Origin of the sequence: Pseudonocardia sp. Ae717_Ps2 (assembly GCF_001932475.1) — a bacterium.
Taxonomy (GTDB): Bacteria; Actinomycetota; Actinomycetes; order Mycobacteriales; family Pseudonocardiaceae; genus Pseudonocardia.
Window position 1 is genome coordinate 29,586 of record NZ_MCIS01000005.1, and the last position, 19,956, is coordinate 49,541.

The following is a 19,956-nucleotide window of genomic DNA, read 5'->3' on the forward strand; positions in this document are numbered from 1 at the left end:
CACCACGCGCGGTTGCCGTCACGGGCGTCCCATCGCTACGCGATGTAGGGGATGGCGGGGGCAGTGTCGACGCTACGTATGCGTTTACACGCCCCAAAAGGCAACGGAGATTCTACCTCCCGGCAGCTGTCGGAGCAACCATCGCCTGCAGAGGCCCTCAAGGTCGTGCGTCTACTTCTCCGAGGCCGGCGCACGTCGGCCCACGCCACCTTCCAGCTTCCAGCGACACCACCGGGAGCAGCGAGATTACAGGCGGACCACTTCGCCGGGCCCTGCGACGTGGCGCTCTAGGAGATCGCCGTCTAGGTCTTCTCCGAAGAAGATCGAGAGCCCCGCGAGTCCACCGGTGTGCAAGCCCAGATGATTGAAAGGCCGGTCTTCTCGCTCGAAAATCTCGGAACGCCCTGGAAGCTTGAACTGCACCACGACACGCGGAGTGGGGGTGTCCATTTCATCCAGGCGGACTGCAACATCGAAGGCTCCCCTTGACGTGAGCTCTGAGCAGTCCAACACGGCCTGTTTAATGGCAGTCATCAGCTCAGGACTCCTGAGCTGGTCGGGAAACAATGGAGACCACGCGTCACTGAGTTCGATATCTGGCAGTGAGACAGTCGTGCTGTGTCCGCTTGTACGGTCTAGATGCAGCAGCTCGTGACGAGCGTCGAATGTCCACGGGCGTTTCGTCGCTACCCGGATAGCGGAAAAAGCGTGATCGCTCGTGGTGAGTAGCGCGACCGCAGCACCTGTCCGGTGTATTTCGAGCGGTCGCCGACCTTCAGTTTGACTCGTCAGGTCGCGAAGTGACGTCTGCCAGACTCCTCCTTCTTCTGCGACGCGCAGGTCCCACCCGTCTGCCTCATGCGCATCGTTCGGCCGGGGAATCGAGTATCGGCCGCGTGCGACTGCCGTGGCTGATTCGAGACTGCCGGCCGGAGCGAGTGTGGCAACCAGCCTGTTCGACTCACTGACCTCTAGCTGGATCGTGGCGTCGCAGTTGCGCTCCTGAACGAGGACTCCGTCACCGTTCCGATTCGTAAACAGGATCCTATGAGGCCATGCCGTCCACGACGAGGGCTGGACAACCAGCGACTTCCAGCTGCAACAGTCGAGCACCTCGCCCGTCACGGAGATCAGCGCAGCGACCGGCTGGACGTCGTCAACGACGACGATATTTTCTCCCAGGAAAGATAGGATGTTCGGCTTCATCGCGTATCCGGAAGTCACTACGACAGGGTACCAGAATACTGCCCGAATCGGGCATCACCCTTGAAGCACGGAACAGCTGAACCAGTTGTTACTGCGGGCCCCCTCAGTGTAATGAGTGTATGTGAAACGTCGGGCGTCGTCGATAATGACAACCCCCGTCACATTCGCGTTACGCTTCCACGTGATCTCAGTACGGCCGTTCCCGTCCGGAACTGGCGTGCCAAACTCGATGGTGTTTCGCCAGCAGGTCGTGAAAAGATCCTCGTCGTCCTCAAAAACGGGGTGGACGGTTCCAGTGCTTTCCGGATGCGCGATGTGCACCACGCCGCTCAGCTCATCCCCGCAGAACAGGGAAGCCTCACCCACTGCGCCAGATGCTGTTGCCACCAACCCTCCGACCCAGCCGTCGCCGACGTAGTTCGGATTGTTGGTGAACTCGTTAATGCACTGCATTGGACTGGGGCTGCTTGGCGGTGGTGCCGCGTGAGCTGGTGCAGACGCCAGAAACGGCACAGCGAATGCGGCTGCCATGACGATGGTCAGTTTCCTGCGCCAGCCCTGCATGATAACCCCCAGTTTAGAACCACCTATTGCATGATCGCAGTTAGGCAGTTTTGGGGATTGTGGCGATAACGGATACCGCTATTCGAGTAGCAGATGTCACTCGTGCGAGTGGTCGTTAGGGTGACCGTCTCGCCCGGATCATGCGAGGCGGTCGTAGACCTCACGCCGGTGCCCGAGAGTCAGGACCAAGACGACGAGCTGCTCGTCCTGGGGCTCGTAGAGCACGCGCCAGTCGCCGATCTTGAGCCGCCAGGTCCCGGGCTCACCTTTGAGCGGCTTCCCGGTCGGCGGAGCTGGGCGCGGGTCGTCGGCAAGTCTGCTCACCGCGGTCAGGATGCGGCGGGCGACCTGCGGGTCGAGCTTGCGCAGGGCCTTGCTCGCCGGAGCGGACCAGGTGATGTGCCAGTGGGGAGCGTCGGGCACGGCTCAGTGCTGGTCGAACTCGGCAAGGAGGGTGGCGTGATCGACGGTCCCGCCGGCCTCGGCCTTGGCCTCGCGAGCCATGCGGGACAGAGCTCGGTCCTCCAGCTCGTCGAGCAAGTCCAGGACCTCGGCCGGGACGATCGCCGCGACCCGCTTGCCGTGGCTGGTGATCGCGGTCGTGACACCGGCATGCTGAGCGCGGCCCACCACGTCGGCGAAGTGGTTCCGCGCCTCGGTCGACGACATCTCCGCAGCAGTCATGCACAAAATGTACATTTTGATCATTGCAGTGTCTAGTCCGCGCGGGTGGATGATCATCCAACGAAGAGCGGATAATCGGACATTTCAGGTGCTTGCAGCGTCGATAACGCCAGCGGGTCGTGTTTGCCCAGGTGGGGCGAGCCGAGAATGCGCATTATGTTCGATCGACGCGCGCCGGAGTGCTTGCTGCCGCTTGCGACAGCTAGCGGCAGTGCTTTTTACACGGCACCTACTGTCAGGGTAGCTTGACGGAGTGGGATGGGTTCACGACACCGACTACGCCCCGGCCTGCGAGCACGAGGGCTATCCGGCGGCCGTGCTCGACGACGGCACCGAGACCAGCGTGCACACCGAGCCGATCCGGATCCGGGTGAGCGGGTGGCGCGCGGCGTGTGAGTGCGGATGGCGCGGCACGCAGTTCTGGCCACGGTCGGCGTTCCGGGGCTGGACGTCGAGCATCGCCCCGGACGAGGTGGCCGGATTCGCGACCGGCCACGGAGCCTACGGAGAATGGTTCGAACACCTCCACGCCGTGCTGCCCGGCCTGGCCGTGCACGACGCCGCGCAGGAACTCGCCGACGCGCGCGAGACACTCGACCAGGCGGTGGCCACCGCCCGCGCGTCCGGAGCGTCCTGGACCCTCATCGGCAACGCCGCCGGCATCACTCGCCAAGCCGCCCATGAACGCTGGGGAGTCGCCTACCCGGCCCCGCCCCGCACGACCGGCACGACGACCAGGAGCGCACGATGACCGCCGCCGACCCCTGTACCCACCCCGGTGCACATGTCCACGGCCTGGTCGGTTCCGGCCCGGTCGACCCACCCCCTGAGGACACTCGCCTGACTCTGAGCGCGGTCGAGTGGGGCCACCTCGACGAGCCGCTGCGGCCCGGGGAGCGCATGTCCGCCGCGATCGGCTCCTGCAACAGCTGTGGAGTTCTCGTGGTGTCCGTGTCGACCTGGCACCCCAGCGACGGCCGCGGCGAGCACGCGGTGCAGTACCGCACGCCCTGGACGGCGATGTACGGCCGAAACCCGGCCGAGCTGGTGCCCGCTGACCCTGCCGGGCGGCCGCCACTTCCTGCGACGCTCGTGGGACTCACTGGCCAAGATCTAACCCCTCGCGGTTGACCCGCGACTCAGTGAACGAAAGCGACGATGCCCGCGCTCACGTAACCGATCTCCCGGAACCGGTCGAGCTCAGCCTTGCGGCCCTCGTCCGAGGAGTCACCCGGGTAGTCACCGTCCGCTTCCTCGGTGCGAACGCCGACAGCGGGACCGTAGACGACCAGAACGACATGCTGGCTCGTAGCTGCTGCAAGCCATTGCGGGTCCGGAGTCAGAGTCGTGTGAGCCCAGCAGCCCCCGGGCCCGTGCAGCTCCAACAGCTCGGGGCTGACCCGAGACAGCGTCCAACCAGGTGCCCTCACCAATGCCATCAGAGCGCTCGTCCATAGGCTGAACCCCGCGCTGCAGGTGGCCTGTACCTGGGCCTCTACCTGCCCATGGCCCGGAGCGTGCCGGTGGAACGCGTGCCGGGGCTCGAGTAGCAACACCGGTAATGCCTCGGCCGTGTCCGGACCATCCACTCTTGCCAAGTCCGGGCTCACGTTCGGCGCGGCCCCGAAGCTCGTCACTCTCGCCGAGCTGGACCGTTCCCGATCTTGTAGACACCGGTCGTAGACTGCCGCTGATCGCAGCGGAGGGGATCGCGTGGCGACACGCCGCCATTTCACCCAGGAGTATAAGGACCAGGCCGTCAGTCTTGTCCTCGATTCCGGCCGAACAATCGCCGAGGTAGCGAAGAGTATCGGCGTCCACGAGATGACGTTAGGCAAGTGGGTGAAGAAAGCACGCGAATCCGGGCAGGTCCCGGACACGGACCTGTCCGAACCGGAGCGGGCCGAGCTGGAACGGCTCCGCAAGGAGAACACGACCCTGCGAATGGAGCGGGACTTCGCAAAAAAAGTAGCGACCTGGTTCGCGAAAGAACAGCCGTGAAATACGCGGCGATCGCGGACTGGGCAACCGAGGGCGAGTATCCGGTCACGTTCATGTGCGCCCAGCTCGGCGTGGCCCGACAGGGCTACTACCGGTGGCTCAAGACCGGACCCAGCCAGCGGGAACGCACCGACGCCGAGCTCACCGACACGATCCGAGAGATCCACCACGACCTGCGCGGTGACCCCGGCGTGCGCCGGGTGTGGGCCGAGCTGGTCGCTCGCGGCCACCGGACCGCCCGCAAGCGGGTCTGGCGGCTCATGCGCGCCGCCGGCCTGCAAGGCCGCCACCCTCACACCTGGCGCAAGACGACCGTCGCAGGTCTACGCCCGATCGACGCCCCGGACCTGATCGGGCGTGACTTCACCGCCGAGGCTCCCGACACCCGCTGGTGCGGCGACATCACCTACATCCAGACGGTCGACGGCTGGGCCTACCTCGCCACCGTGATCGACCTGCACTCCCGCAAGGTCGTCGGCTACGCCGTGGCCGACCACCTGCGCACCAACCTGATCATCGAGGCCCTCGCCGCCGCCCTGCTCACCCGCCGCCCACCAGCCGGAGTGATCATGCACAGCGACCGCGGGACGCAATACACGAGCCGGGAGTTCACCGACTTCTGCGCCGCCAACAATGTGGCCCGATCGATGGGCCGACGCGCCACCTGCTTCGACAACGCCGTCGCCGAGTCGTTCTTCGCCAGCTACAAGAAAGAACTCATCCACACCCGGCCATGGAACGACGTCACCGAGGTCCGACAGCAGACATTCGCGTGGATCGAGAGCTACTACAACCGTCGCAGACGGCACTCCACCCTCGGATACTTGACACCCACCGAATACGAGCTAGGATTCAGGAAAATAACCGACTTGGCAGCCTAAACCGGCGTCAAAGAAATCGGGAACACTCCAAGACGGCCACGCCGGCCCCACGCGCACCGGCGCTCGGCGCGGCCGCGCCTGCCACTGCAGGCCGGGAGACGCCGAGCCTCGAGGAGGCCCTCACCCTCCTCGACGACATCGCCGACGACGCCGACGCCCTCAACGACCGAATCCTCGCCCTACTCAAGGGCAACCCGTGACCACCGTAGGCTCTCGTCGTCACCTTACTGTTGAGGCAACGCAAGTGGGTGCCGGATCGGGCCGCTCTGGCGGGGATCGTTTTCGTGCTCAAGACCGGGATCAGCTGGAATGCCCTGCCTCCCGGGCTGCACCCCGGTTGGGTGAAGGTGGGCATCTGAGCGGGATCAGGGCAGGCCGGTGCGGGCGGCGATGTCGGGCAGCGCGAGCTGCAGGGCGGCGGTGGCCACGGCCCAGGAGTGCCCGCCGGGCAGCACGAGGTGGCGGACCTGCATCCCCGACGAGCGTGCGAGATCGACGAGCCGGGCGGACTTTGCGACGTCGTCGCCCTCCTCGGACCCGACGACGACGGTGCCGGACACCCCGTCGTATCGGCGGGCGCGCAGCAGGTCGGCCGGGTTGACCGCGCGGAACCGGGCGTCGTCGCCGCCGAACAGCGCGCGCACCGTCTGGTCCCGGGTGCCCAGGGACGGCTCGTCCTGCCCGCCGATGTCGAGGAACGCCGGGTAGACCTCGGGGGCGCGCACGGCGAGCTGCAGGGCGCAGGTGCCGCCGTAGGAGAACCCGCCGATGGTCCAGTGCCGGGGGTCGCTCTCCACGTCGAAGCGGGCGCGGATCCAGTCCGGTACGTCGCGACGCAGGTAGGTCTCGACGGCGCCGCGGGGGGAGTCGACACAGAGCGGGTTGGCGAACGTGGAGCCGGTCGCGTCCGGGACGACGACGATCGGCGCGAGCCCGCGGCGCGCCGCGGCGAACACGTCGAGCACCGCGGCCAGCCGCCCGGCGGTCAGCCAGTCCCGGGGTGCTCCGGGCTGGCCCGCCACCAGGACGAGGACGGGCAGGCGCGGTGCGCCGGGGACGAGCGCGGCGGGCGGGAGGTAGACGAGCGCCGGGCGCGCGGCGAAGCCCGACACGGGGGCGGGGACGGGCAGGTCGAGTACGGCACCCCGGTCGGGCAGATCAGGGGGCGCGACCCACCGGACCGGCGCGACGGCGGTACCGGTGCGGTGCGGGACCCACGCAGGGTCCAGCGCGTTCGGGTCGGCCAGGCCCAGCAGCGGCCGCGGGGTCGGGTAGTAGCCGTAGATCGCGTTGACCTTGACGCCGCTGGTCGCCAGGACCAGCACCACCGCCGGGACGACGAGCAGCCGAGTGTCCCGGCCACCCCGTCGAGCGGCCACCACCCCGGCGAGCACCGCCGCGATCGCGACCCCCGACCAGACGAACAGCCGGGCCGGGAGCACGTCCGGTGTCGGGCGCCAGAGCACGTTCAGCACGAGCGCGGCCACCGCCGGGAGGAGGACCGCCACGGCGACGACGAGCACGGCCGGGCGGAGCCACCGCCGGCCGCGCGGCCAGGCGAGGAACACCGCCGCGGCGGCACCGGCGATCGAGATCGCCAGCGGCAGCCCGCCGGCGACGAGCGACAGGTCGAGGACCGAGCGCACCGGCAACGGTGGCGGCATCGGGGCGACGGTCACCGGTTGCCCCGGTCGCCGTCGCCGGCGTCGGGTGGGGTCCGGCCGCCCTGCGGCCCGTCGACCGTGGCCCCGGCGAGCGCGGCCAGGTCGGCACGCAGCGTCGCGAACGGCAGGACCCCGCGCTCGAACGCGGCGGTCACCGGACCCGGGCCCAGGAGGCGGTCGACGAACCCGGCGTCGGTGCGCCCGGAGGCGCCCTCCGCCACGTCCCGGCCGTCGGCGACGATGCGCCAGGCGTCGGCGGTCCCGGGGGACCACGGGCGTGGCCGGGCGAGCGGCGCGGTCGTCAGCGGCCGCCCGTCCTCGACCACGGCGGTCCGTCCCGGTACGGGTTCCGCGGGCAGGTCCGCGAGGACCGTGTCGAGGATCCCGCGGGCCGTGGTCGCGTCGGCCGGAGCCACGCGCAGATGCAGGACCGGGCCCGACGCGGACCGTTCCAGGTGGTAGACCCGCTCCGGTGCGCCGTCGGGTCCCGGACCCGGCGCACCCGGGAGGGCCGGGTGGGTCGGGGGCGCGGCGACCTCGGAGAACCCGGCTGCGAGCAGCGTGCGTTCCGCGGCGTCGGCGAGCGGATCGGGCCGCACCGGGCGGACCGGTGCGCCCAGCACCTGCCAGTCGGCGACCAGTACCGACAGCTCCCCGGACCGAGAGGTGACGACCTCGCCGCTGACCAGCACCAGGTCGTCCGGCTCGACGCCGTCCTTCCAGCGGGAGAGTGCCTCGGGGCCGACGGTGGCGGCCTCGACGATCACCTGGATCCGGGCGGGGCCCGAGCGCAGCGTGGCGAAGGCCAGCGCGCCGAACGTCCGCTGCGCACGGACCCGGCCCACGACGGTCGCCGGCTCGCCGGTCCGCACGTCGCGGTCCAGCCCGACGTGGCGGCGCTGCAGCGCGGCGACGTCATCGACCTCCCCGACCGGTCGGACCAGAGGAGCCAGGGCGAGGGAGCGGGCGCGCTCCGCGGACCGATCGGCGGTGTCACCCGGCGCTCCGATGCCGTCCACCCGGGCACGGAACCGGTCGTCGCGCCGGCGGGCGGCGGCGCGCCTGCCGACGCCACTCGGGCGCAGGAAGCCCTCCGCCGCACCGGCGGCGACCACGGCCCGGGCGGTGCCGCTGGACCAGCAGAGCAGGCGCGGGACCCAGTCGGGCTCGAAGGTGCGGCTGAAGCGGTGCAGCGACTCGATCTGCACGAACGAGGACACGCCGCGCAGCACCGTGCGCCGGGCCCGCTGGCCGGGTCCGGCACCCAGCCGCGCGCCGGACTCGAGCGCCTCCCGGAACACGACGAAGTTCAGCGACGCCCGGCGCACACCGAGCGTGGGGGCGACCGCGGCCAGCCTGCCGATCATGAACTCGGTCAGCCCCGCCGGGGCGTGCGACCCCCGGCGCATGACGTCGAGCGACAGACCGTCGGAGCCCCACGGTGCGAAGGTCAGCAGCCCGCAGGCGACGTCGTCCGGACCGAACGCCTCGACCAGAACGACGTCGGGGTCCGACGGGTCCGCCACGCGCCCGGAGGCCATCGAGAAGCCGCGTTCGATCGCGCTGTCGCGCCACCGCTCGGCACGGCGGTCGATCGCGTCGAGGTCGGCCGGGGGCACGTCGCGGACCCGCCGGACCGTCACCCGGAAGCCCTCGCCGTCCAGCCGCCGGACCGCGCGCCGGACTCGGCCCTCGCGGCCGCCGGTGCGGGCCAGCCGGGCGAGGTCCACGACGGCCTCGTCACCGATCCGGCGCACCCGCAGACCGTGCCGCCGGTACACCGCGGCGCCCCGCTCGCCCGCGGCGAGGACGACCGGCTGCCACCCGAAGCGGTGGGCCTCGGCCAGCCAGGCGGACACCGCCGCGGGCCAGCCGTCGACCGGACCGACCGGGTCGCCCGCCGCGACCGACGCGCCCGCGACGACCCGGTATGCGACGGCCGCGCGCCCGTCCGGTGCGAACATCACGCGCTTGTCCCGGCGGGTGGCGAACCAGGCCAGCGAGTCCGGCCCGCCGTGGGCGGCGACGAGCGCACGCACCCGCAGCTCGTCGTCCGCCGTCGCGGTGCCGTGTGCCCGTGCGCCGCGCAGGAAGACCGCGAGCGCACCCAGCAGCACCACACCACCGACGACGTCCAGTGCGGTGTCGAGCCAGCCACCGGCCGGGCTGCCCGCGACCAGCTCGAAGGTGCCCCCGGTCAACCGGTCGAGCACCCACACCAGGCGGGGCCCGGCCGCCCGGGGGGCCCCGCCAACCGACGGGGCCACCAGCCAGCCCATCCCGACCGCCCCGCCGAGACCCGCGGTCAGGACAGCGGCTGCCCGCCGGTGTGCCCCGGGGGCGACGTGCGCGGCGAACTCGCCCCGGCGCGCGACGAGCAGCGCCGCCCACACGGTCGGAACAATCGTGCCGGCCCACTCGGCCGCCCCGGAGAGGGCCAGGACCAGCTCCCCGGCGGCGGAGAGGGCCAGGAGCACGACCAGGGCGAGCCACGCGGCCCGCTTGCCGGCGCGCAGGGCCGCCGCCAGCAGGACCAGGGCGAGACCGACCACGACGCTCGGTCCGATGGGGATGCCCACGAACCAGAACCACCGGTCCACCACGGGGCCCGCGGCTGCGAACCCCGCGCTCAGCTCCACCAAGCAGGACACCGCGGCCAGCGCGACCACGAGTGCGGACAGGGTCCTGACGGGTCTGTGGCGGGGACGCTCGGCACCAGCCGTCTGCAGTGTGGGCTCGGTTCGCATTCCCGCCCTCTCTTCGTTCCCGGTCCAGAGGTTCACACCGCGTGGTTGATCGAGCAGATTGCGCCGTCCGAGTGCGGTCCGGAGTTGGTGCGGCAGGCGCTGCTGGGCCCGGTGCCGGGAGGAGCGCATCGAGCCGCCGTCTGCGGCGCGGATAAGGAGCATGGTGGCCTCGGCGCTGCACCGCGCCGGGGAGGCCCTGTTCATCCGGGTCACCGCGCGGATCCCGCAGCCGGTCACCGAGCGGCTGCGGGCGCTGATCCCCGCCGGTGACGGCGAGGACGACGCGGACCGCGAATACCGCGAGCAGACCTCGACGGGTCGGGGCGTGGGGGTGGCCGGACGGGCGGGTCCGTCGCTCCTTGCGTTGATCAAGAGCGAAGCGGGCGCGGTCAGCCCGGAGAGCATGCTCACCGAGATCAGCTTGGGTCAGGCCAGGTCGCGGGTGGGGGTGTGTGGCGCCGGGTGCCCAGGATGGTGTCGACCGCCCAGGGTCCGGGGCCGGTGGCGGCGAGCAGGAGCGCTCCTGCGGCGATGACGCCGACCAGTTCCCAGCCGCCGTCGGTGACGAACACGGTTGTCGGGGAGTGGACGAGCACGACGGCTCCGGTCATGTTCACGACGACGATGACGGCGGCGATGGTGGTGGCAAACCCGACGATCAGCGCGGCACCACCGAGGAGCTCGATGGTCATCGCCGTCGCGGCTACGGCGGCGGGCGCAGGGACGCCCATCTGGGTGAAAGCGGTGACGACCTCGTTGAACCCGGTGGCTTTCTGCGCGCCGTGAGCGATCAGGACACCGCCGATCAGGAGCCGGGCGAGGAGGTGCGCAATCAACGCAACCGTCGGCGGAAGTGGGCGCATGACGGGTTCCCTTCACGATGGATACAGGCGGTCACGATAGTGGTGAGCAACGGGGCCGGCCCGGGTGAACCGCTGCGCCTGGACACCACCCCCGTTTACCCCGGGCCCGGGGCTTCCTAAGAGTTATCTGGAACAGTTCCAGTTTTATGGGGTGGCGCCAGCGCGGCGCTTCAAAGCGGTGGTGCGGTCGAGGTGGGCGAGTGTAGAGGCGCCGGTTCGGGACGTTGTCGTTGCCGGGCTGTCGGGGATGTGGGAGAGCCCCGCCCCGGGGGTGGGCACCCTGTGGGTCAGTGCCGTGGTCCCTCGGGGCGGGGCTCTGTCCTGTGCGCGGTCTGTGTGCTGTTGGTGGGCAGAAGAGCAGACCGCGTGGTCGCCGGCGTGGTGAAGGTTGGGCCGTCGGCGAAGCAGTGCTGGGTGGTGCGGGTGTTACTTGTGGCCCTTGACGGTGTCTCCGGCGGCGCCGGCCTGGGCGCAGTTGTCGGACTGGTCGGTGACCGAGTCCCCGGACTTCGCGGTGCCGGATCCGAGGATCCCGAGTGCGCCGGTGAGCCCGTTCGCGGCGGCGGCGTCCTCGATGGGGACCTGCAGCCCGACGAGGTTGAGCGGGATGTTGTTGTTGCAGGCCTGGATCGGGACGTTGATGTTGTTGCCGTTGAGGCCGGCGATCAGGCCTTCGGCGCTCTTGTCGATCCCGTCACCGTGGTCACCGCTGTGGGTGCCGTGGGCCATCGCCACCGGGGAGAGCGCCATCAGCGATGCGGCCGAGGCGGCGACGACGATCCCGGTCTTCTTCCACATGGGGTATGTCCTCCTGGTTGTTGCTGGCACGTCGGATACGAGGGGAGCCCGTGCCAGCTGCAACGAGAGGGTTCAGGTCGGGAAACTACAGGTCAAACACTGTCACCCGGGTCGCGCGCGGCGCGCACGGACTGTTGCTGCGACAGCCGTCGCGACCACCCGTACAGGAGGTGTCTGGTCGGACAGGGGACACGGTCGTGTCACGCACCGTGGTCCTTCCTGGTGTGTCCTGATCTGTCCTGGTTCGCCACGGTCCGGCGACGTCCGGCGGCGTCCTGTGGGGTCGGGGGGGGGCTGGGTGACGGGGTGGGCCGGGCCGTCGCCGGAGGGGTGGGCGGCCCGGCCCTGGTGGGCGGTCGCGGGTGGCGTGCGCTCCCCAGCGCGCCGGGTGGGTGCGACCGCTGCAGACCCGAACACCTTCAGTGTGACCTATCGCACTGCGCGGGGGAAGGGTGTTGTCGTGGGGGGGCGGTGCCGGGGTGTCAGGGGTGTCAGGGGTGGCGGGTCAGGACGGTGGTGGTGGTGTCGCCGGCGGGGCCGCGCAGGACGAGGGTGTTGTTGGTGATGTCGGCGTGGCTGGTCTGGGTGAGCCAGTCGGCGATGGGGACGTTCTCGCAGTTCATGAGGGTGGTCGGGTTGGCGGTGGCGGTGAATGTGTCGTCGGTGTGAACGCCCCAGGTGCCGGTCAGGTGGTTGCAGCCGTCGGAGCCGGTCCAGTGTCCGTCGGGGGTGAACTCGACGAACGCTCGCCCTGCGGTGGTGTCGTCCGCGGGGGTCCAGTGGCCGATCAGGGCCTGCTGCAGGGGATGCGCGGAGGGGGCATCGGTCGGCATCGGCAGCGTGGTAGCCGCGGCCGGGTCGGTCGGTGTGGTGAGTGCGGCGGGTGTGGCGGGGAGGGGTCCGACGGCGTGGGGGCCGTCGGTGTCGGTGGTGGTGGTGTCGGGTCGGGGCACGTGGACTCCTGCGGTGGGGTGCGGGGGCTGGTGCTGTCCGGGTTCCCAGACCTCGTAGTAGGGCTGCTCGGCCGCGGCGGGCTGGGTGGCGTCGGCGGTGGCGGTGCTGGTGGTGAGTGCGCCGGCGGTGGTGAGGGCGACGGCGGCGAGGAGCGCTGCGGCACCGGCGCGTCGTGCGCGGGAAGTCGTGTGCATGGGTTTCATTCCAACACGGTTACTGACGGGTAGGTCCAGCCGACAGTAGGTGACCTCGCCGCCTGCGGCGGAGCGACGGTAGGTGACCGCGAAGCCTTCGGCGGTGTCGCTGCTGCGGGCCGCGTCTCGGGGACGCGGGGGCGAGCCTCCTGGTCGCAGCCCCGGGCTCAGGCGGTAGGGCCCAGGTCGGCGTCCTCGGCACGGCCTGCGGGTGTCACAGCGTCAGGAGGGCGGTGTTGGTGGCGTCGAGGTCGAAGTGGTGGGGGTCGTACTGGTCTGATCCCCACCATTGGACTCGGTCGGTGTGTTCGGGGTGGTCGGGGTCGGCGAGTGCGTCGAGGAATGCGGCGTAGCCGGGTGTGCCGCCGACGTCTTCGGGTGGGCAGGCGCCGCGGCCGTCGATACAGCGTGGGTAGCGCACTGCGGGCTCGGCGGTGGTGAGCGCGGTGACGGTCAGGGTGTGGTGCCAGTTGTCGCCGAAGTCGTAGACGTAGTCGGCTTCCTGCCCGACCTGGAAGAGCTGGGCGAGGGTGACGGCCTGCTCGTCGTGGGTACGGTCGCCGAGGTCCCAGGCGGGGTCCCAGTCCGGGTCGGGGATGCCGTAGCAGGTGTCGTTGATGGTGAACTTGTGCAGGTGGGAGCTCTCCCACCCCATTGCTTCCTGGATGACCTGGTGCAGGACGGCGAGGGTGACCTCGGCGGGGACCTCGACGGTCCGGTGGACCTCGAGGTCGACCTCGAGTAGTGCGATCCCGATCCGGAAGATCGCCGACCGACCCGCCGTCGGCGCTGTCGAGGGAGCGACCGCGGGCACTGCCGCCGGTGCCGTGGTGTCTGTGTGGGGCATGGCTGCGATGGTCTCACCGTCTCGACCCAGCGGCAGGGCCTGGGTTCCGCAGTTGTCGCTCGGTGAAAGTGGAGCAATGCTTGAGACCTGTGGATGACTGTGGAGGGGCCGTACCCTTCCGGTGATCTTGAAGGCTCTCAAGCAAGACCGGCGCAGCAACGCTGGTCGGAAGGGCACGACCCATGCTCAGCGTAGTTCCCGAGGCCGGATCCGGTGACGAGGCCCGTGTGCAGGAGGGGCCGGCGTTGATCGACGAGCTCGTCCGCGAGGGCGCCCGCCGGATGCTCGCCCAGGCTCTGCAGGCCGAGGTCGACGACTACATCACCCGCCACAGCAACGAACGCGACGCCCACGGGCGGCGTCTGGTGGTGCGCAACGGCTCCCACGAGCCTCGCGAGGTGGTGACAGCCGCGGGCGCGGTGGCGGTGCGGGCGCCGCGGGTCGACGACCGCCGGATCGACCCCGCGACGGGCGAGCGGCGCCGGTTCTCCTCGGCGATCCTGCCGTCCTGGTGCCGCAGGACGCCGAAGATCACCGAGGTGCTGCCGCTGCTCTACCTGCACGGCCTCTCGTCGGGGGACTTCGTGCCCGCGCTGGGGCAGTTCCTCGGCTCCAACGCGGGCCTGTCCTCATCGACGGTCACCAGGCTGACCGAGACCTGGAAGACCGAGCAGCAGGCGTTCTCCCACCGGGACCTGTCCGGGGTGGACTACGTGTACGTGTGGGCCGACGGCATCCACGTCACCATCCGCCTCGCCGAGCACAAGTTGTGTCTGCTCGTGCTCATCGGAGTCCGCGCCGACGGGCACAAGGAGCTCGTCGCCCTCGTCGACGGCTACCGGGAAGCGACCGAGTCCTGGGCGGACCTGCTGCGCGACTGCGCGCGGCGCGGCATGCGCGCCCCCGTCCTGGCCGTCGGGGACGGCGCGCTCGGGTTCTGGGGCGCGCTACGGGAGGTGTTCCCCGAGACCCGTGAGCAGCGCTGCTGGGTGCACAAAACCGCCAACGTCCTCGCCGCCCTGCCCAAGTCGGCGCATCCGGGAGCGAAGAAGGCGCTGACCGAGATCTGGAACGTCGAAGACAAACACAAGGCCCTCGACGCCGTGACCTGCTTCGACGCCGCCTACGGGGCAAAGTTCGGCAAGGCCGTGGCGAAGGTCCGTGACGACCTCGATGAGTTGCTCGCCTTCTACGACTTCCCCGCCGAGCACTGGCAGTACTACGCACCACGAACCCGATCGAGTCCACGTTCGCGACCGTCCGCCACCGCACCCGCGTCACCCGCGGGCCCGGCTCACGCACCGCCGGGCTCGCGATGGCGTTCAACTCATCGAAGCCGCCCAGGACCGCTGGCGCGCCGTGACGGCCCGCACCTGGTCGCGCTCGTCCGCGCCGGAGCAGTCTTCGAGGCCGGACGACTCGTTGAACGACCCGACGACCACACCCACACCGAAGCCGCCTAAAAGATCTTCATCCACAGGTCTTGACGATTGCTCGCCGGCGGATCCGGCGCGCGCCTGGGGTGCGGGCTGATCATGGTCTACCGCGACAGCATCGAGCGCCGTATGTCCGACGTTGGACCCGGTCGACGGGGCGACACCGGGCGTCGACCAGGCGCTGGGTGAACCGCAGCGCTGTGTACTGGGCTCCCTTGTCGCTGTGGAAGATCACTGGCCGGGGCGCAGGTCCGCGAGCGCAGGGCGTGGTTGAGCGCGGTGAGCACCAGCGCGGTCGTCGCACGGGAGTCGGTGGCCCAGCCGACGACCCGGTTGGAGAACGCGTCACGCACCGAGGCCATCCACAACACGCCTCGCCGGTGACGATCCGGGTCAGATCGGCCACCCACACCCGGTTCGGCGCGGCCGCGGTGAAGTCGCGTTCGAGCAGGTCCGGCGCCGGCCGGTGGGCGGGGTTCTGCCGGGTCGAGCCGCCCTTCCAGCCGCGGCGCAGGTGGGCGCCCTGCAGGCCGTGCTCGCGCATGATCCGCTCGACGCGCTTGCGGCCGACGTGCACGCCTTGGCGGCGCAGCTCGAGCCAGACCCGCGGGGATCCGTAGGCGGTGGCGAACTCGCTGACCGAGCGGATCTTCACGATCTGTTCGAGGAGCACGGCGTCGTCGAGGTGGCGCTGAGAGGGGTTCGCGCGGCGGGTGCGCCAGTCGTAGTAGGTCGAGACCGGCACACCAAGGACCCGTAGTACGAGACCGGCGGGGAAGCCATGGGCGTCGACGAAGCTCATGACCACCTCCGGGTCGGGCCGATCTCGGAGGCGAAATAGGCGCTCGCCGCGCGCAGGACCTCGTTGACCCGCCGCAGCTCGGCGTTTTCCTTCGCCAGCCTGCGGTTCTCGGCGAGCATGTCGGTCGACGGCCGATCATGGCGCTCGCCGGTGTCGGCCTCGGCTTGGCGGACCCAGCTGCGCAGGGCCTCGTGATGCACCCCGAGCTGCTGCGCGAGCGTCCGGAACGTCGGGCGAGGGTCGGACTCCCGATACAGCCGAACCGCCCGTTCACGCAGCTCATCGGGGTACTTCTTCGGTGCAGTCACCAGTGCCTTCCTTCCTGGCTCTCAAGATCGAACCAGTGTTCAGACACTCCGGCAAAGCGGGGGAACCTCACAGCTCGATCATCACCCGCCGGTTGAGCCGCGCGTACTCCTGCGCCCAGTGCAGGTCGGCCCGGTAGGCGTCCATCTGCGGGGTGCCGGCGAGGAACACGGCCAGGTCGCGGTCGGGCAGCTCCTGGTTGTGCGGCAGCACCTTGGCCTTCTCGATGTGCAGGTTGGCCAGGATGTTGCCGATCCCCCGCGACCCGGAGTGCAGCATCAGCCAGACCCGGTCGTCGCCGTCGAGGCAGAGCTCCACAAAGTGATTTCCGCCCCCGAGCGAGCCGAGCTGCTGGTGGGCCTTGCCACGCAGCTTGTCCTCGCTGGTCCAGGACGCATCGCGCAGATGGTGCAGCCGGTCGAAGCCGCGCCAGAACCCGGCCCAGTCGAGCTCGGTGGGCACTACCTGATGACGGTCAAGGCTAACCAGCCCACGCTGCTGGCCCGGCTGCGTGCGCTGCCCTGGAAGATGACCGGGCCGGCCGCCCGGCAGCGGGCCCGTGGCCACGGGCGGGTCGAGACCCGCACGATCAGCGTGCTCTCCCTGCAGCGGTGCCCGGACCGGGGCGGGGAGTTCTTCCCACACGCCGCCCAGGCCATCCGGCTCATCCGCCGGCGCCGCCCGCTACGTCCGGGCGCACGGTGGAAGACCGTGACCGTCTACGCGATCACCAGCCTGACCGCGTTCCAGGCAGACCCGATCTTGCTGGCCCGCTGGATCCGCGGGCACTGGAACATCGAGAACCGGCTGCACTGGGTCCGGGACGTCTCCTTCGACGAGGACCGCTCCCAGACCCGCACCGCAGCCGGACCGCAGGTCATGGCCGCCCTGCGCAACCTCGCGATCGCCGCACTCCGACTGACCGGGACCACCAACATCGCCGCCGGACTACGCCACCACGCCCGAGACGCCCACCGGCCCTTGACCACCTACAAGATCATCTGACGACTTTGCCGGGGCCCTGGCTGCGCCCCAGCTACACTCCAAGAACTATTCGAATCCCCCCAGGAGATCCAACTTCCGCCGCAGTCCAGGACAACGGCATGCGACCGGCAACGCTAACTCGATAGACCTTGTTTTTCAAAACGCCATCAACCTTAAAGCTAAATTGACACGAACTCCCCACAATGATAGAGTCGCTTAGTCGCCCGGAGCCTATCAATTGCCTCTTCGAGTTCAGCACGGAAATCAGTCCTCCCGCCCGCACTCCTTTGAATTCTCCAGACCCTGCGCAGCCACCGGAAGAGAGAGGGAAGAAGCCGTCCACAACCTTCCGAGAAGGCGATGTCATCAATCCCGACCTTTCCCTCTACGGTGACTCTACCTTCTTCTGTCATGACCAGAAGTCCTGTCACTGCAAGCAAGATAAATAATATCGACCCGGTCGATACTGCGACAACTCGGAATCGCCTCGAGCGGCCACTAATGACTCTTAAGAGACGCTCCGAGTTCGCAATGTAACCGTATCCTGATCATCACTTCGCAGTAGCCCCGAACCTTCTCCGCGACTCTCCGACCTCTCGCCTTGACCCATCGGATCAAAAAGACTCACTACTCAGTCCTCATTTCTTTACAGGACTCCATGCCATCTAGGCTGGCCGCTCGGTGTCCTGGGCTCGGTGCGACGGTGCGGTCAGTCGGATTGCGCGTTCTCGGTCCTGTCTGCTAGAAGGAATAGGGCCGCGGTGATTACTGCGGCGACTACAAGTAGAGTATAGGTGACGTCCCATCCGTAGCGTTCGGTGAGTTCAGCCGGTCGTAGCACTTGATCTTGGTTGTTCGGCGGGACAGGATGTTCCGTGCGTGAGATGTTGATGTTGTCGGATCGGGAGGAGATCTCGAGGGGTCTCGCGCGGAGGGCTTGTCCTACAAGCAGATCGCCTCGGTGGTGGGTCGTGATCGGTCGGTGATCTCTCGTGAGGTCCGTCGTCACGGCGGACGCTACGAGTACCGGGCCGCGGCAGCGCAGGAACGGGCCCTGGCGGCGCGGGAGCGGCCGAAGCAGTTCGCGGTGGACCGTCACCCGCGGTTGCGCGGGATCGTGCATGCTCTGTTGCGTGGTGGCTGGTCACCGGCCTCGATCGCGGGCCGGTTGCCGACCGAGCACCCCGATGACGAGGCTTGTCGGGTGTCTCACGAGGCGATCTACCAGTGGATCTATGCCACCCCGGTGTCCACGCTGGCCCGCGAGCTGCTCGCGCTACGGTCCGGGCGCACCGCCCGACGAGGCGGCGCCAAGCCCCCACCGGCCCCGCGGATCAAGGACCCGACCTACATCGACGCCCGCCCCGCCGACGCCCAGGGGCGCGCCGTGCCCGGCCACTGGGAGGGTGACCTGGTCATCGGCAAACGGCAAGACCGCCGTCGCCACGCTGGTCGAGCGCACCTCCGGTTCCTGGTCCTCGTGCCCCTGACCGGCCGCGACGCGCTCACCGTCGGCCGTGGGGTCATCGCCGCCACCAGCGGTCTGCCCGCGCACATGCGGGCCTCACTGACCTGGGACTGCGGTGCCGAGATGGCCGGCCACGCCACCGTCACCAAGGGCTCGATGCCGGTGTACCTCGCCCACCCACACTCGCCGTGGGAACGCGGCAGCAACGAGAACCTCAACCGCATCGTCCGCGAGTACTTCCCGAAAGGCACGGACATCACTCGGACCCGAAATACCTGGCGATGGTGGCTTGCGACATCAACGACCGACCCCGTAAAATCCACAACTGGAAGAAGCCCTCCGAGATATTCGCCGAACTCGTTGAGCTAGATGCTTCAACCGCCTGAATTCGCCGACCCCTCGCCGAGAACCTGTGGTCCACGCTGAGCCTTTTCCATCGTGAGTTCGCTGACCAGCGAACTCACGATGGAAAAGGCTGTGTACGAGCCGCAGTTCTCGCTGTCGGAGATCCGTGAATCTGTCGATGAAGCTCACGCAGCAGGTGTTCGGGTCGTTGTGCAACTCGCCGTCACGAGATGCAGCACAAACACGACGGAAAAGACTCCATCCTTGTTTGTAAAATTTATAGTTATAATATTCCAATCTCGCCGAGTACTTGACGAACACGCAAGCGCTCGACATTCAAAAATGAGTGGAACTGGGAGGGAGACAGGTACCCATCTTGCCAATTGTTACTGGCGAGATAAGTCTTCCATTCAGCAGAGGTTGCAAGTCGCCATATGAGTTGCTCCAGCCCAGATCGCTCTGTCAGGCTTACGCCAGGAGATCCGAGTACGCCACGCCAATTTAATACTTCAACATTAACTCCGAACTCTCGCCCAGTGGGTACATCCAATCCCTTCACGCGGCTGTCGGCCATGACCGCCAGGGCCCGGAGCTCCCCCGTGCGGAGCTGGTAGGCGAACTCGCCAGCTCCTGCGGCCGCGAACGAGACCTTGCCATCGAGGAGCGCGCTCAGGAGGGGCCCTCTACCGTCGTGGGCGACGTAGCGAACTAGCTTTGGCTTCAGGTTGATGTATCAGCGGTCAGCATCGGCGTCAGGTGATCAGGCCCCCCCGGAGAGGAGCCGCCCCCACTGCAACAGCAGAAGGATTGTCCTTCCAATCTTTTAATAGATCGCTGAAGTTGTAGTACGGAGAATTGGCGGACACCAGGATCAACTCAGGCTCTGTCGTGAGGCGAGCAATAGGAGCGGCCTCACTCAGTGACGAGTCAGCGTTATTCGCAATCACTCCTCCTATGAGGCCTAGCCCCATGGACATCAGCAGTCGAGAATTACCGGTATCACCGAGGAGGCGATAGAGGCCTTCGACGCCGCTGGAGCCGATAACATTGAAAATTTCAACATCGTGAGCCAGATCGGCATTCTCGAGCGCTTCGGCCATGGCCTGGGCATTGATATGGTATCCACTGCCCGGTGAGTTTGGGACAATCAATCGCAGGCCCCGTACATGCCCGTCCATGAATTCCATCAACGGCTGCTTTTCGTGGAGTGCG

Annotated in this window: 18 protein-coding genes and 4 pseudogenes; 7 read left to right on the plus strand and 15 right to left on the minus strand. The window is 68.6% G+C overall.

What is annotated here, in order from left to right:
- Nucleotides 1-246: 246 nt before the first annotated feature.
- The 4 genes from Ae717Ps2_RS36670 to Ae717Ps2_RS30530 all read right to left on the minus strand — a co-directional run bounded on the left by Ae717Ps2_RS36670 (nucleotide 247) and on the right by Ae717Ps2_RS30530 (nucleotide 2,454).
- A complete protein-coding gene (locus Ae717Ps2_RS36670; protein ID WP_143510687.1) occupies nucleotides 247-1,224 on the minus strand; it encodes a hypothetical protein in 978 nt (325 codons plus the stop codon).
- A gap of 36 nt (nucleotides 1,225-1,260) precedes the next feature.
- A complete protein-coding gene (locus Ae717Ps2_RS36675; RefSeq protein WP_143510689.1) occupies nucleotides 1,261-1,770 on the minus strand; it encodes a hypothetical protein in 510 nt (169 codons plus the stop codon).
- Nucleotides 1,771-1,908: 138 nt separating this feature from the next.
- Nucleotides 1,909-2,193, minus strand: a complete 285-nt coding sequence (locus Ae717Ps2_RS30525; protein WP_083702647.1) for a type II toxin-antitoxin system RelE/ParE family toxin — start codon at nucleotides 2,191-2,193, stop codon at nucleotides 1,909-1,911.
- A 3-nt stretch (nucleotides 2,194-2,196) separates the two neighbouring features.
- Nucleotides 2,197-2,454 carry a type II toxin-antitoxin system Phd/YefM family antitoxin gene (locus tag Ae717Ps2_RS30530; RefSeq protein ID WP_083702655.1) on the minus strand — a complete coding sequence of 86 codons (258 nt, stop codon included), beginning with the start codon at nucleotides 2,452-2,454 and terminating at the stop codon, nucleotides 2,197-2,199.
- 253 nt (nucleotides 2,455-2,707) lie between these two features.
- Here Ae717Ps2_RS30530 and Ae717Ps2_RS30535 point away from each other — a divergent pair, with 253 nt between their 5' ends.
- The 4 genes and pseudogenes from Ae717Ps2_RS30535 to Ae717Ps2_RS30555 form a co-directional block, all read left to right on the plus strand.
- Complete coding sequence (locus tag Ae717Ps2_RS30535; RefSeq protein ID WP_075334523.1) at nucleotides 2,708-3,205, plus strand: hypothetical protein; 498 nt, start codon at nucleotides 2,708-2,710, stop codon at nucleotides 3,203-3,205.
- A gap of 962 nt (nucleotides 3,206-4,167) precedes the next feature.
- On the plus strand, nucleotides 4,168-4,455 hold the full coding sequence (locus Ae717Ps2_RS38595) for a transposase (RefSeq protein ID WP_075333031.1): 288 nt from the start codon (nucleotides 4,168-4,170) through the stop codon (nucleotides 4,453-4,455).
- A complete protein-coding gene (locus Ae717Ps2_RS30550) occupies nucleotides 4,452-5,336 on the plus strand; it encodes an IS3 family transposase (protein ID WP_075333032.1) in 885 nt (294 codons plus the stop codon). Before Ae717Ps2_RS38595 ends, Ae717Ps2_RS30550 begins: the two co-directional genes overlap by 4 nt.
- Before the next feature lie 239 nt (nucleotides 5,337-5,575).
- Nucleotides 5,576-5,665, plus strand: a pseudogene (locus Ae717Ps2_RS30555) (IS5/IS1182 family transposase); the annotation flags it as partial.
- Nucleotides 5,666-5,701: 36 nt separating this feature from the next.
- Here the strand turns inward: Ae717Ps2_RS30555 and Ae717Ps2_RS30560 are convergent.
- From Ae717Ps2_RS30560 to Ae717Ps2_RS30585, 6 genes are all read right to left on the minus strand, one after another.
- The gene (locus tag Ae717Ps2_RS30560; RefSeq protein ID WP_075334531.1) at nucleotides 5,702-7,000 is read right to left on the minus strand and encodes an alpha/beta hydrolase family protein; all 1,299 of its coding nucleotides are present in this window, start codon (nucleotides 6,998-7,000) and stop codon (nucleotides 5,702-5,704) included.
- 11 nt (nucleotides 7,001-7,011) lie between these two features.
- A complete protein-coding gene (locus tag Ae717Ps2_RS30565; RefSeq protein WP_083702649.1) occupies nucleotides 7,012-10,152 on the minus strand; it encodes a phosphatidylglycerol lysyltransferase domain-containing protein in 3,141 nt (1,046 codons plus the stop codon).
- Nucleotides 10,153-10,163: 11 nt separating this feature from the next.
- Nucleotides 10,164-10,610 (minus strand): DoxX family protein, encoded by a 447-nt coding sequence (locus Ae717Ps2_RS30570; protein WP_075313173.1) that lies wholly within the window; start codon nucleotides 10,608-10,610, stop codon nucleotides 10,164-10,166.
- Between the two features lie 426 nt (nucleotides 10,611-11,036).
- Entirely contained in the window at nucleotides 11,037-11,408 is a 372-nt protein-coding gene (locus tag Ae717Ps2_RS30575) for a hypothetical protein (protein ID WP_075334526.1), read from the minus strand.
- Between the two features lie 491 nt (nucleotides 11,409-11,899).
- Complete coding sequence (locus Ae717Ps2_RS40115) at nucleotides 11,900-12,556, minus strand: META domain-containing protein (RefSeq protein WP_075334527.1); 657 nt, start codon at nucleotides 12,554-12,556, stop codon at nucleotides 11,900-11,902.
- 214 nt (nucleotides 12,557-12,770) lie between these two features.
- A complete protein-coding gene (locus Ae717Ps2_RS30585; protein WP_083702652.1) occupies nucleotides 12,771-13,403 on the minus strand; it encodes a plasmid pRiA4b ORF-3 family protein in 633 nt (210 codons plus the stop codon).
- A gap of 182 nt (nucleotides 13,404-13,585) precedes the next feature.
- Here Ae717Ps2_RS30585 and Ae717Ps2_RS30590 point away from each other — a divergent pair.
- Nucleotides 13,586-14,866, plus strand: a pseudogene (locus tag Ae717Ps2_RS30590) (IS256 family transposase).
- 70 nt (nucleotides 14,867-14,936) lie between these two features.
- Here Ae717Ps2_RS30590 and Ae717Ps2_RS30595 read toward each other — a convergent pair.
- From Ae717Ps2_RS30595 to Ae717Ps2_RS30605, 3 genes and pseudogenes are all read right to left on the minus strand, one after another.
- Entirely contained in the window at nucleotides 14,937-15,641 is a 705-nt protein-coding gene (locus Ae717Ps2_RS30595) for an IS3 family transposase (RefSeq protein ID WP_143510693.1), read from the minus strand.
- Nucleotides 15,638-15,949: a transposase gene (locus tag Ae717Ps2_RS30600; protein WP_158071584.1), complete on the minus strand. Its 312-nt coding sequence runs from the start codon at nucleotides 15,947-15,949 to the stop codon at nucleotides 15,638-15,640. The genes Ae717Ps2_RS30595 and Ae717Ps2_RS30600 overlap by 4 nt, the downstream gene beginning before the upstream one ends.
- Nucleotides 15,950-16,019: 70 nt before the next feature.
- Nucleotides 16,020-16,409, minus strand: a pseudogene (locus Ae717Ps2_RS30605) (RtcB family protein); the annotation flags it as partial.
- Between the two features lie 6 nt (nucleotides 16,410-16,415).
- Here Ae717Ps2_RS30605 and Ae717Ps2_RS30610 point away from each other — a divergent pair.
- The gene (locus tag Ae717Ps2_RS30610; protein WP_075313183.1) at nucleotides 16,416-16,952 is read left to right on the plus strand and encodes an ISAs1 family transposase; all 537 of its coding nucleotides are present in this window, start codon (nucleotides 16,416-16,418) and stop codon (nucleotides 16,950-16,952) included.
- Nucleotides 16,953-17,868: 916 nt separating this feature from the next.
- On the plus strand, nucleotides 17,869-18,768 hold the full coding sequence (locus Ae717Ps2_RS30615; RefSeq protein WP_083702653.1) for an IS30 family transposase: 900 nt from the start codon (nucleotides 17,869-17,871) through the stop codon (nucleotides 18,766-18,768).
- Between the two features lie 259 nt (nucleotides 18,769-19,027).
- On the opposite strand, the gene Ae717Ps2_RS40635 is transcribed toward Ae717Ps2_RS30615, so the two are convergent.
- Both Ae717Ps2_RS40635 and Ae717Ps2_RS36685 read right to left on the minus strand, forming a co-directional pair.
- Entirely contained in the window at nucleotides 19,028-19,474 is a 447-nt protein-coding gene (locus tag Ae717Ps2_RS40635) for a tripartite tricarboxylate transporter substrate-binding protein (protein WP_083702654.1), read from the minus strand.
- A gap of 22 nt (nucleotides 19,475-19,496) precedes the next feature.
- A pseudogene (locus Ae717Ps2_RS36685) lies at nucleotides 19,497-19,956 on the minus strand (tripartite tricarboxylate transporter substrate binding protein); the annotation flags it as partial.

Bases quoted from the DNA above. Each gene is read 5' to 3' on its own strand.
- Ae717Ps2_RS30610 (WP_075313183.1), top strand. From the start codon at position 16,416: ATGACGGTCAAGGCTAACCAGCCCACGCTGCTGGCCCGGCTGCGTGCG.
- Ae717Ps2_RS30530 (WP_083702655.1), bottom strand. From the start codon at position 2,454: ATGACTGCTGCGGAGATGTCGTCGACCGAGGCGCGGAACCACTTCGCC.
- Ae717Ps2_RS30560 (WP_075334531.1), bottom strand. From the start codon at position 7,000: ATGCCGCCACCGTTGCCGGTGCGCTCGGTCCTCGACCTGTCGCTCGTC.
- Ae717Ps2_RS30595 (WP_143510693.1), bottom strand. From the start codon at position 15,641: ATGAGCTTCGTCGACGCCCATGGCTTCCCCGCCGGTCTCGTACTACGG.
- Ae717Ps2_RS40115 (WP_075334527.1), bottom strand. From the start codon at position 12,556: ATGCACACGACTTCCCGCGCACGACGCGCCGGTGCCGCAGCGCTCCTC.
- Ae717Ps2_RS30575 (WP_075334526.1), bottom strand. From the start codon at position 11,408: ATGTGGAAGAAGACCGGGATCGTCGTCGCCGCCTCGGCCGCATCGCTG.
- Ae717Ps2_RS30585 (WP_083702652.1), bottom strand. From the start codon at position 13,403: ATGCCCCACACAGACACCACGGCACCGGCGGCAGTGCCCGCGGTCGCT.
- Ae717Ps2_RS36675 (WP_143510689.1), bottom strand. From the start codon at position 1,770: ATGCAGGGCTGGCGCAGGAAACTGACCATCGTCATGGCAGCCGCATTC.
- Ae717Ps2_RS30570 (WP_075313173.1), bottom strand. From the start codon at position 10,610: ATGCGCCCACTTCCGCCGACGGTTGCGTTGATTGCGCACCTCCTCGCC.
- Ae717Ps2_RS30565 (WP_083702649.1), bottom strand. From the start codon at position 10,152: ATGCTCTCCGGGCTGACCGCGCCCGCTTCGCTCTTGATCAACGCAAGG.